The organism is Clostridium grantii DSM 8605 (genome assembly GCF_900129965.1).
Lineage (GTDB): Bacteria > Bacillota > Clostridia > Clostridiales > Clostridiaceae > Clostridium_AF > Clostridium_AF grantii.
The window spans coordinates 1-10,583 of the sequence record NZ_FQXM01000048.1; the positions used below are offsets into that span (position 1 = coordinate 1).

Below are 10,583 nucleotides of genomic sequence, written 5' to 3' on the forward strand. Positions count from 1 at the left end.
AAAAAATGGAAAAGTTTTTTAAAGCAATAGAGGAAAAGATAAGAAAGTCAGGATATCCTGGAGAAGTCAGTGGCGAAGAAATCTATGCTGAAATAAGTGATGAGGCCGAGGATCAAGAAGAAGGAAGTTACTTATTCATGAAGAAGCAAAATGATGATGTCATGTTCGAATACAGAGTGGATATTTTAGAGGACAATATTAATTTAGCAACCCTCACCATACATACACCAGAGAGAAAGTACTTTATTGATTTTGATGCTGCATAGATAGACCTATTGGATGAATTAAAATTAATATTTTATTCTAGAGTGAAGCACTAGTCTTTGGCGGATGGGTGTTTTTTCTCTTTGCCATTAAGTTCTATATGTGGCAACAAAAATTGCTCATTTTATTTACAATTTTTGTAATAAATATAACCCCTTACAAAAACTGGAACAGTTTTTGTTGCTAATAACGGTAGAATTTATAATTGGGTCATACCGTACATTATTAGATTAATTGGAGAATATGTAGTGGAGATAATTGATGATATCTATAAAAATTTGATCTTATAGATGAAATGATGCTGAAAGACTTTATTGAAAATAATGAAAAGTTTATTATTATAACTGAAAGTAGAATAGAAAGCTATTGGGGTGAGTTTTATAGATTAGAATATAATAAAAATAGTTATGCAGGATTTAAGATAAAGAAATACATTCAATTTTTAAGAAAAAGTCTGAAATAAAATTTTGCTAAAATATATACATTTGGAGGCTTACATGGATGATGAGAGATATGGCACTAAGTTTTAAAATTCCAAATGAGTATGGAAAATATCTCAATGATTTAATTGAACCCATACCGTTTGATAAATATTGGTGGTCAATTGATAATGATGAAATACATTTATTGGACAATGATGAATTTATAAATGAGTTTTTGTTTAAAGAAGAAGAACGGATAATACAGGGTGAAAAATTATACAATATTGCAAAAACTAATACCTATTATTTAATCTTTGTTACTTTAAGAGCTTTTTCTAAAGAAGAAACTGTTGAAGCAGTAAGGACTTATAAACAATTTCTAGAGAGTGATTGTCAAATAGCACTTGGAGTATATGATTGTTCATATGTTATGTTTTGGTGTAAAAGTGACCAATTGATTTCAAAGATGTACAGTTATGCAGTGTCAAAAGGTTACGAGGATGTGGAATATATAAATGAAGAAGACTTATTAAAAGAAATATATTATATTGAATAAATAATATACGTCACAGTTTGATATTGTACTTTAAATCTGCTGGTTCAAGGAGAGGTAAATCATGGAAGATAAGAGAATATCAGTTAAATATATAGAAAATAGAAATGCAGACAAAGATGATAGTGCAGGGATTATTGTTAGTGTATTTGATAAAGAGATTTTAATTGGAGTAACTGAAAAACATGGTGGAGATGCAGAAGTAAGTTTAAATATAGAAATGGCTAAAGAACTTTTAAATGCTATTAATTCTGCGATAGAATTGGCAAACATTAAATAATTATTACGAAGCAAATTTCATAGAATACATAGCAAATTATACGAATGTTGGCGCGAAAAGATACTCAACCTCTCAATCAAAGATTGAGTATAGTGAAAGCAGACAACACGCCAACTTTGTATAATTACTATAGCGCGAAACCGCGGTTATCGAAGCAAGAACTATGGGGTTTGAATAATTCCATTCTGCATAAATCAAAAGATCATTTAAGAAAAAAGTTCTAATACTAAGCAAAAAACATTTAAGAATATAGTAAATCAAGGTATTTTGACATATAGGCCCCCTCCCCATAAAGAGGCATATTATAAAGTTATGCTGTTTTTTCGTGATTGGGGGAGAATTAGAAGGAGCAATAATCCGTCTAATTTTTTCTGAACCACATTTGGGGCATTTTGTTATATCTTTACCTGTAATCTTTAAAATTAGTTGGAGTGTAGAAAGTTTTTCTTTAATTAAAATCTTTGTATTGGTAAGTTGCTTACAAATCTTTAGCTTGATAGTTTTTTTCTATTTCCTAGCAAGCCATAGTGCCTTATTTTCATGAATCTTCTGGGCAGTATGTGAATTAGAAACCTACGGATAAATTCATCAGCAGAAAGTTTCATTTGTTTAGACTTGCAATTATCCTTTTAATCACGCCATTTGAATGTGACATAACCATTTTCAATATTTAGAATACGATTGTTGGATATAGCAACTCTCTGAGAATATCTGCCTAAATATTCAACAACGTAAGCAGCATTTTTAAAAGGTGGTTTGCAGTAAACAATCCATTCTTTCGAATAAAGAGAGGAAAGGAACTTTTCAAATTCTTTGTCCGAGCGAAGCTGCTTTTGGCTGCCATGAAACTCAAGTTTATTTTGGTAATAAAGCTGTTTGAGATAGTACAGGAATTTTCCTCTGAATTTTCGTGATAGCATTTTCACAGGGATAAAAAATTTCTTTCTACTATTTACCCATGTTCCTTTGGACGATAGTCCACCACCAGGGACAATGCAGTGAATATGAGGATGATGCATTAGATTTTGTCCCCAAGTATGTAACACAGAGGTGAATCCAAGCTTTGCACCAAGATATTTTTTATCTGCGGCAAGTTCTTCAAGGGTTTCTGCAACAGCTTTGAACAATATAGTATAAAGTTCTTTCTGATTTTGATAGGTTATCATATTTAGTGTATCTGGAATGGTGAACACTACGTGAAAGTAACCGATGTTAAGTAAATTGTTCTTTTGATTTTGAATCCAGTGTTCTTTAGCAAGAGTTTGGCATTTAGGGCATCAATTTTTACTAAATTTAAGTAAAAACCAGTTGTACTAATGTCTGAATGGCCTAATAGCTGTTTTATATGAAATAAATTTGTGCCTGATTCAAGCAAATGAGTTGCAAAACTATGTCTTAGCGTATGAGTTGTAACTTTCTTAGTAATTTTGGTTATTTGTATATATTTTCTAAATATATTCTGAACTGCTCTTGAAGTAAGGTGTGTACCAGTATGGTTTCTACTGTAGAAAAGCCATTCTTTAGGGTGGTAAGCTTTCCAATAATCTCTTAGTATCTCAAGATTAGATTGTGAAAGTAATGCATACCTCAGCACCGGTACTTTTGTGAGGAGAAGTTTTCGACGAACCTGCTTAATAAAATTGGTTATGAAATAAAAGAAAATATATCAAGATAGATTTTAACATAATTTAAAGGGGAGCAAGAATGATGGACACAAAAATTTTAGCATAATCGTTTCTTTTGTTATAGCAGCTACGATAATAGCAACAGTAATAATATTTGTTAAGCAAAGTAAGAAAAATCCAAAAGAGAAATCAAATATGCCTAATATAGCTTCTAGCTTAGGGGTTTTAGGAACATTTATAGGTATAGCAATAGGTTTATACAATTTTAATGCTAATGATATTGATTCCAGTGTACCCCAACTTCTAGATGGAATGAAAACAGCGTTTTATACTTCCATAGCTGGTATGTTAGCATCAATAATTATGAAGTCCTTTGAAATGCATAGAATAAGAGCTGAATTAAGTAAAGAAGACTCAGTAAATTATGAAGACAGTATAGAAGTTGCAAAAATCATGATAGATGTAATAAAAGAATTAAATAAAAACATTCTAGAAAATCAAAGTTTTATGAGTGATAGATTTGAAAAAATGGATGAAAACTCAAATAGAAATCAGGAAAAAATAATAAATGAATTAAAAATATCGAATATGGATACTAGCAGAAAACAGGATGAATTAATAAATGAATTTAAAACTTTTGCTAGTAATATGGCAGAGCTTAATTCTCAATCTTTAATTGATGCACTACAAGAGGTTATCAAGGATTTTAATAATAAAATTAGTGAACAATTTGGTGAAAACTTTAAGGAATTAAATAAAGCAGTTGGAGCTTTATTGATTTGGCAGGATAATTATAAAGAACATATTGAAATAACTATAAATCAACTTGAAGTTACAGCTAATAGTATGGATAAGGTTTAGCAACCAACGAAAGTCTTTCGCTTCGCTGTAGCCTTTCATTGGCAGCACCTTAGGGGTGTTTATTTTAACATTTATGTTAAAATTTGCTATTGTTGCTCGTAGAATGTCCGGGGGAGAATTATCCGGTTCAAGAGATTAAAAAAGAAGTTGAGGAAAATTTGAATTTGGTTGGATCTTATCCTGGGTATTTGATTAAGAAGGATAGTCATAAGTTTGATTGGAATGTGGTTAAGATTCAGCGGCATTTGGTTGAACTTGGATATGATGTTGGACACTGTGGAGCGGATTAGTTGGGGGAGGTTGTTTGGGTAGAGTTTTATGAGGAGCATCCGAATAAAAATAGAGTGATTATTAGTCTTGATTATAGTGTAAGCAAGAAAAATTGTTCATTATATTTACAATTTTTGTAAAATGCCTGACCCCTTACAAAAACTGAAACAGTTTTTGTTGCTTACACAGGCTCATTATTCAATATGGGACACTGAAAGTAAGTCAGAAAAGGTTGAACTATTTACTAAAGGATGTTATTCTTCTTTTGAAGAGAACAGAACGGTGCTAACTGAAAGCATGGCTAGGTCAGAAGCACTGAGATGTATGCGTTGTGATAGGAATAGTAAACAGTAGTTAAATTAATGAAAAATTAATGGGAGAAGGGAAGTAGTAAAATGGAAAAAAATAATAAAAACTCAAAAAACAAAACAGTTCAGTTAGGAAGGAAAATCACTCAATTTTTATTCTTAGGATTACTTATAGCAGGTGTTTATATGAATCTAAGAATGGTGCTTATAGTGTTTCTACCGGCTTCACTATTCTTTGGTAATTTCTTTTGCGGTTGGGCATGCCCTTATGGCACAGTTCAAGAAATTATGGGGATTATAGGGAAAAAACTATTTAAGAAAAGATATAAAATGCCAAGAAGTATTCAAAAATATATGCAGTATTCAAGATATATATTATTCGTGATTATGATTATAGGTGTTTTGGATTTTCTACTAACTCCAATGAACGGATATGGAACTTTTCTGGGATTGTTTTCTGAAGAAATGATGACAGCGGTATCTACAATTGCTCTTGGCATAATGATTGTGTACTTGCTATTATCTATGGTTTTCGAAAGAGCCTTTTGTAATTATCTTTGCACAGAATCAGCGAAATACGGTATTTTGAGCATGACTAGAATTTTTTCCATAAAAAGAAATGAAAGCACTTGTATCAACTGTAAAAAATGTGACAAAGCATGTCCAATGAATATTGAAGTATCAGCTCATGACCATGTACGAAATGGACAATGCATCAATTGTATGAAATGCATTCATGTTTGTCCAGTTGAAGGAACACTTAGTTACTCAAGAGTTAAGTTGCCTATTGGGAAGAAGAAACAGAAATAATGAGGGTAACAATAATCAAGCAGATACTAGTGTATTTAAATTAAAATATGGTAAAGAAGGAGGACATGTTCTTACTGATTATCTTAGTAAGAAAGGAGCAAAATTAAGAAAATGAAACATTTAGCAGAGTATATGTATAAAGACGTAGAGGTTACTACTGATGATGGTCAAGTATTTAAAGGAACTGTAGAAAGCTGGGATTGCTCAGTTACTAATAAAGAAGAATATGGCATAGATGAAACAAGCTTCGATGTTCGTAGAGGTGGAACCAGTGTTACATTGTATGAGAGCGAAATTAAAAACATTAAAGAATTATAAAATCACTTACTAAGTAAAAGCAAAACAAATCATTCACTTTGTTCATAATTTGTTAATGTCCCCTAGGGGATATTAACAAAATTACAATTTTGTTTTGCTATAATGTGATTCATAATTTATATGAAGATTACACACATAAAAGACCAGCGGCATTTGAATTAAGAGGGAAAAAAATTGATGTTAAGGACTGGAAAGAAATGCTTATAGAAACAGGAAATCTATTATTCGATATTGATGAAAAAATCATTTCATCTTTTCCATATAACTCAAAAATGAATGGAAAGAAGGTTGTTTACTTTTCATTTGAAAGAGAGCCATCAATGAGATCGCCAAGAAAGTTAAAAGATTTAGATTTATACATTGCTACTAATCATAGTGCAAAGCATATAAGAAATATCATTAGTAATATGATTAAACAATACAAAATTTCTATTTCGGATTTCAAAATATATTTGAAAGCTGATTATTCTGAGTTACATTAAATCATTTTGACAGGAGAGATATGTTAATGATTAAAAAAAGGTGGATTTATTTATAATAAATTGTGTGAAAAAAATTGGGTATAATAATGGAGATGAATTTTTTGTTTATGATGGAGAATTGTCATCTAACATAGAAGAGGAACTTAAAAACACTGATTTTAATGTAGAACAATTTAAAGTTGAACATTCAGAACTAGATAATCATATAATCATTAAAGCAGGAGCAGGCAGCGGTAAAACTAAAGTAATGATTGATAGAGTGATGTATTTAAGACATTTTGATGATGATATAAAACTTTCTCAGATTGTTATGATAACATTTACAAATAAAGCGGCTATTCAAATTAAAGAAAAACTTAATGCTCGATTAGAGGCTTATTATAAGGTGACTAGAGATAGACGGTTTTTAGATTTGATGGACGAAATGACTTTGATGAAGGTAGATACCATACATTCTTAGGAAAAGATGTTTTAAATAAAATTGGACATGATATAGGGGTTTCTAATAACACTTCTATAAGAAATTTCAAATATGAAAAGTTTAATATAATAGAAGATTTAATTAATGATTATAGCTATGAACACAAGGATAAATATGAAAAGTACAAGTTTATTCCTCAATATAAATTAATAAAAGCTATTCTTAAAGTGAATAATTTTATTTCTAATAAAAGTATAGTTAGTAATGAATTGAACTTTGGAGAAGATTCCTTTGAATTTAATCATATGCTTGAATATCTGTTAAATGGTTTGGAAAAAAGATTAAGTAAGGTGAAGTTTGAAACTTCAGGTATAGAGATAAATGATTTAGTTAGAAAACTGAAAAACCTTAAGAACCAGGATATAAGTAAAAACAAATTAGACTTAAGCTACATATTGATTGATGAGTTTCAAGATACTGATTCAATTCAAGTAGAATTTTTATTGTGGTTAATTAATTATTCTGGCTGTTATGCAACAGTAGTAGGAGATATTAAACAAAGTATATATAGATTTAGAGGAGCAGAATATACTGCTTTTAATGAATATACAAATAAGCTAATACAACAAGTAGATAAAAATGAGATAAAAAACTGTATTTTAGATAAAAACTACAGAAGTGAGGAAAATTTATTAAATAGCATAAATGATTTTTTTGTAAATGTAGGAGATAAAAAAGCTGATACAAATGACCAGCTAAAGTATTTTCAATTTAAAGAATCAGACAAATTAAAATCAATAATAAAAGGGAAAAGTGGACAAGGATTAAAAAGATTTTATGTTGATAATAGTGAAAGCAAATTTCAAGGTAAAATTGATTATATTATTGATTTAATAGAAGAAATTAATTCTAATAAAATTAAAGATAATAGTAACAATGCTGAAAAAGAAAGCATCACTGTATTAGTTAGATCAAATGAAAATGTAGATAGAGTAGTTAAAGAATTAGAAAGAAACAGTATTCTATGTAAAACGGAGAAAAAAGGTGGTTTTTATAGAAGCATAGCTATAAAAGAGTTTTATGTATTATTAAAAGCCTTATTATATCCAAATGTATCTTTATATCAGTATGCATTAAGCAACTCTTCTTATGGAGAGGGTATTTCAAATGATATTATTTTGGATGATTTTTCAGTTAATAGAGATTACTTAAAAAGAATAGTAGAAGATACAGAAGTTTTTGAAATATTGAGAACTTATATAGAAGATTTAAAACACTATCCTACATTAGAAGTATTAGAAAAAGTAGTTAAACAATTAGAACCATATAAAAAATATGGTATCAATTTTATGAAAGATAGAAAAAATCAAATAGATGATGATGAAGAATTGTTGAAAAAAGTAAAAACAATAATGATAAACATATTTATTAACGATAAAGATGGAAAAATACTTCTGGGATATTGTATTAGTTTAGATGAAAATCAGTTTAGCAATACTCATTATGAAAATAAAATAACTGAGGAAGAAAAAGAAATTATAGCAGAAGAAACACGATTACTTTATGTGGCTATAACTAGAGGTAAAAAATCAGTACACATGTATAATTCTAAATTGAGTTATGATAACGGAAGAATAAATACTTGGTCTAATTTGATTGCAAGGGGGAATGGAAATGTATGATTTTTCTGTAGAAACTTATAATAATCCTAATGAGTATTTTAAAAATATAGAATATAAAGCTAATGAGTTACATGTTATGAGTACATCTTCCTATTCTATGCATTTGAAACTTTTATTAGGAAATGGAAAAGCTAAAAATAAAGTTTGGACATATAATGATTTTAGAAAATCCTTGAATCCAGAATTACATATGTCATTAACAGAAATAAAAATGAAAATAGCACTTCGTAAAATAATAGAAGAAACAGTAGAAGATAAAATACTTTGCAGTTTGCTAATTAATGATATTGAAGAAGTTTTCTCTTCTTGTAATTACTTAATGGAAATAGAAATGAATAAGTTAAAAATTGAAGAACTTATGCCTAAAGAAGAAAAAGCTTTTAGAAAAGTATATAATTTATTTTCCAATTTAGAATTTATTAAGGATTTGAGAAAAGATTATAAAGAAATAGATTATAAGAAAGTTATTGATAATTTAAATAAATGGTTTTTACAGATGTATACAATGTAAAAGGCTTGGAATTTGATTATGTATTTTTACTTCAATTTGATAAATTTCATTATTCAAATAAAAAAGAGAAAGAAAAATTGGACAAGTACAATGATGGAGGAGATATATCTAAAGATTTAGAGGATATTGATAATGATGAAAGAAAAAGACTTTATGTAGCCATGACAAGAGCAAAAACAAATTTAGAAATGATGTATTTTCATAGCAGAGAAACAGCAGTATCTCCATTCTTTTATGATTTTGATGCGAAGGATTATGTTAGGAAATAAAATAGTATTCAATATGTTAACGTATATATAGACATACCGTACGTAAACTTAATTTATTTATGTATAAAATCTTAGGCTTTAAAAGTTTTGGACTTGAATAAATTAATAGTTGAAGGGGTATGGCTATAGATATGTGAGTTTCGTTTAGTACTACTGCATTGTGTTATAATAAGAGTAAATTTAGTTCTTAAAAAAGATATTTTGAATAAAGAAATTTATTTATGGAGGAGTGTTAAGTATGAAATGGGAAGAAGCAAGAAATATATATATTAATAAATGGATATTATTTGAGGCTATCCAGGTACATTCGGAAAATGGCAAAAGAATTGTTGAAGAAATATCAGTTATAAATGCTTATGATATAGGAAAGGAAGCGCTTAAAGAGTATGCCGCAATACATAAAAAAGATAAAAGTAGAGAAATGTATGTTTATCACACCAAAAACCAAAGATTATCTATAGAAGAACGAACATGGATTGGAGTGAGAAATAATGATTAAACTTTATTTTAAGTATGGGCTTCCATTTTGTAGCATTAAAGTAACATATAAGGGTAAGGAAATGCAATTAGATGATATACTTTTAGATACAGGTTCAGGAGGTACAGTTTTAAAAATGGAGAAAGTAGAGGATATAGGGATAACAATAGAGGAAGATGATGTAATTGAAACAATTTCTGGGGTGGGTGGTTCGGAATTTGTTTATAAAAAGTATTTGGATTCAATAAGTTTAGGAGATTTAAATATTGATAATTTTAAAGTTGAAATAGGTGTAATGGACTATGGCTTTGACATAAATGGAATATTAGGAATGAATTTTTTGAAATCAATAAAAGCAATAATTGATTTAGAGAGAATGGTAATTAAAAAAAGCTTATAAATTTTTAATTCTATGAAAAGTTATTTATAAATTACTACAAATAATATTGACAATTTAAATATATTAATGACAAGCTATATGTAATTAGCAAGCTCAATCTAAAGATTTAGCAAAAACCCCAGGGGTGCTTATTTTTATATTTATGTAAAAATATTCTAATTGTGCCTATTATAAATCCAGTTGTATTAAATAAAGAAAAGATTTATGAAACTGAAGAGAGTTGTTTATCTTTAATTGGCTTTAGAAAAACAAAGCGATATGAAAAGATAGAAGTGGAGTATCTTGATAGAAATTTTAAGAAGCAAAAGAAAGTGTTTACTGGATTTACAGCACAAATAATTCAACATGAAATGGATCATTTTGAAGGTATAATAATTTAATTGAATAATTAAAATATGACGTAATTATTGCCTAGGGTCATTGAGAATCATGTGAGTTTGATAAGTGAGGTTTTCCTCTGATCATAAATTAATAATGATTAGGGATACTGTTATTTAGAAACATAGTATATACTTGATTTGAAGAGGAACAGGTATTTAAAAAAGAAAGAGAGCGAAAAAATGGAAAAGTTTTTTAAAGCAATAGAGGAAAAGATAAGAAAGTCAGGATATCCTGGAGAAGTCAGTGGC

General features: G+C 28.7%; 14 protein-coding genes and 3 pseudogenes. 15 read left to right on the forward strand and 2 right to left on the reverse strand.

From position 1 onward, the window contains the following. From BUB83_RS20205 to BUB83_RS20215, 3 genes are all read left to right on the forward strand, one after another. On the forward strand, window positions 1-266 hold a 266-nt coding region (locus BUB83_RS20205; protein ID WP_341465361.1), incomplete at its 5' end, for a hypothetical protein. 499 nt (window positions 267-765) lie between these two features. Then, window positions 766-1,242: a DUF2691 family protein gene (locus BUB83_RS20210; RefSeq protein ID WP_084133732.1), complete on the forward strand. Its 477-nt coding sequence runs from the start codon at window positions 766-768 to the stop codon at window positions 1,240-1,242. A 61-nt stretch (window positions 1,243-1,303) separates the two neighbouring features. Further along, complete coding sequence (locus tag BUB83_RS20215; RefSeq protein ID WP_073340909.1) at window positions 1,304-1,519, forward strand: hypothetical protein; 216 nt, start codon at window positions 1,304-1,306, stop codon at window positions 1,517-1,519. A 327-nt stretch (window positions 1,520-1,846) separates the two neighbouring features. Here BUB83_RS20215 and BUB83_RS20220 read toward each other — a convergent pair. After that, window positions 1,847-2,796 (reverse strand): annotated as a pseudogene (locus BUB83_RS20220) (IS91 family transposase); the annotation flags it as partial. After that, window positions 2,712-3,113 (reverse strand): tyrosine-type recombinase/integrase, encoded by a 402-nt coding sequence (locus tag BUB83_RS20225; protein ID WP_423231153.1) that lies wholly within the window; start codon window positions 3,111-3,113, stop codon window positions 2,712-2,714. The gene BUB83_RS20225 and the pseudogene BUB83_RS20220, both read right to left, overlap by 85 nt. Window positions 3,114-3,339: 226 nt before the next feature. On the opposite strand from BUB83_RS20225, the gene BUB83_RS20230 reads away from it, so the two are divergent. The 12 genes and pseudogenes from BUB83_RS20230 to BUB83_RS20285 form a co-directional block, all read left to right on the forward strand. Next, window positions 3,340-4,005, forward strand: a complete 666-nt coding sequence (locus BUB83_RS20230) for a MotA/TolQ/ExbB proton channel family protein (protein ID WP_073340910.1) — start codon at window positions 3,340-3,342, stop codon at window positions 4,003-4,005. A 158-nt stretch (window positions 4,006-4,163) separates the two neighbouring features. Further along, the gene (locus BUB83_RS22825) at window positions 4,164-4,295 is read left to right on the forward strand and encodes a hypothetical protein (protein WP_278336949.1); all 132 of its coding nucleotides are present in this window, start codon (window positions 4,164-4,166) and stop codon (window positions 4,293-4,295) included. Between the two features lie 375 nt (window positions 4,296-4,670). Continuing rightward, entirely contained in the window at window positions 4,671-5,393 is a 723-nt protein-coding gene (locus BUB83_RS20240) for a 4Fe-4S binding protein (protein WP_073340912.1), read from the forward strand. Next, window positions 5,371-5,508: a hypothetical protein gene (locus tag BUB83_RS22095; RefSeq protein ID WP_159434125.1), complete on the forward strand. Its 138-nt coding sequence runs from the start codon at window positions 5,371-5,373 to the stop codon at window positions 5,506-5,508. The genes BUB83_RS20240 and BUB83_RS22095 overlap by 23 nt, the downstream gene beginning before the upstream one ends. Beyond that, the gene (locus tag BUB83_RS20245) at window positions 5,505-5,711 is read left to right on the forward strand and encodes a hypothetical protein (RefSeq protein WP_073340913.1); all 207 of its coding nucleotides are present in this window, start codon (window positions 5,505-5,507) and stop codon (window positions 5,709-5,711) included. The genes BUB83_RS22095 and BUB83_RS20245 overlap by 4 nt, the downstream gene beginning before the upstream one ends. 104 nt (window positions 5,712-5,815) lie before the next feature. Beyond that, window positions 5,816-6,193: a hypothetical protein gene (locus BUB83_RS20250; RefSeq protein WP_073340914.1), complete on the forward strand. Its 378-nt coding sequence runs from the start codon at window positions 5,816-5,818 to the stop codon at window positions 6,191-6,193. A 211-nt stretch (window positions 6,194-6,404) separates the two neighbouring features. After that, a pseudogene (locus BUB83_RS20260) lies at window positions 6,405-8,293 on the forward strand (UvrD-helicase domain-containing protein); the annotation flags it as partial. Next, window positions 8,289-8,807 (forward strand): hypothetical protein, encoded by a 519-nt coding sequence (locus BUB83_RS20265; protein ID WP_073340917.1) that lies wholly within the window; start codon window positions 8,289-8,291, stop codon window positions 8,805-8,807. The pseudogene BUB83_RS20260 and the gene BUB83_RS20265, both read left to right, overlap by 5 nt. Beyond that, the gene (locus BUB83_RS20270; RefSeq protein WP_073340918.1) at window positions 8,780-9,076 is read left to right on the forward strand and encodes a 3'-5' exonuclease; all 297 of its coding nucleotides are present in this window, start codon (window positions 8,780-8,782) and stop codon (window positions 9,074-9,076) included. Before BUB83_RS20265 ends, BUB83_RS20270 begins: the two co-directional genes overlap by 28 nt. A gap of 238 nt (window positions 9,077-9,314) precedes the next feature. Continuing rightward, window positions 9,315-9,575: a hypothetical protein gene (locus BUB83_RS20275; RefSeq protein WP_073340919.1), complete on the forward strand. Its 261-nt coding sequence runs from the start codon at window positions 9,315-9,317 to the stop codon at window positions 9,573-9,575. Then, window positions 9,568-9,954, forward strand: coding sequence for a retropepsin-like aspartic protease (locus BUB83_RS20280; RefSeq protein WP_073340920.1), 387 nt, complete (start codon window positions 9,568-9,570; stop codon window positions 9,952-9,954). The genes BUB83_RS20275 and BUB83_RS20280 overlap by 8 nt, the downstream gene beginning before the upstream one ends. A 155-nt stretch (window positions 9,955-10,109) precedes the next feature. Continuing rightward, window positions 10,110-10,334 (forward strand): annotated as a pseudogene (locus BUB83_RS20285) (peptide deformylase); the annotation flags it as partial. Between the last annotated feature and the right edge of the window lie 249 nt (window positions 10,335-10,583).

Bases quoted from the DNA above. Each gene is read 5' to 3' on its own strand.
- BUB83_RS20265 (WP_073340917.1), top strand. From the start codon at position 8,289: ATGTATGATTTTTCTGTAGAAACTTATAATAATCCTAATGAGTATTTT.
- BUB83_RS20230 (WP_073340910.1), top strand. From the start codon at position 3,340: ATGCCTAATATAGCTTCTAGCTTAGGGGTTTTAGGAACATTTATAGGT.
- BUB83_RS20275 (WP_073340919.1), top strand. From the start codon at position 9,315: ATGAAATGGGAAGAAGCAAGAAATATATATATTAATAAATGGATATTA.
- BUB83_RS20245 (WP_073340913.1), top strand. From the start codon at position 5,505: ATGAAACATTTAGCAGAGTATATGTATAAAGACGTAGAGGTTACTACT.
- BUB83_RS20280 (WP_073340920.1), top strand. From the start codon at position 9,568: ATGATTAAACTTTATTTTAAGTATGGGCTTCCATTTTGTAGCATTAAA.
- BUB83_RS20210 (WP_084133732.1), top strand. From the start codon at position 766: ATGATGAGAGATATGGCACTAAGTTTTAAAATTCCAAATGAGTATGGA.
- BUB83_RS20240 (WP_073340912.1), top strand. From the start codon at position 4,671: ATGGAAAAAAATAATAAAAACTCAAAAAACAAAACAGTTCAGTTAGGA.
- BUB83_RS20215 (WP_073340909.1), top strand. From the start codon at position 1,304: ATGGAAGATAAGAGAATATCAGTTAAATATATAGAAAATAGAAATGCA.
- BUB83_RS20270 (WP_073340918.1), top strand. From the start codon at position 8,780: ATGGTTTTTACAGATGTATACAATGTAAAAGGCTTGGAATTTGATTAT.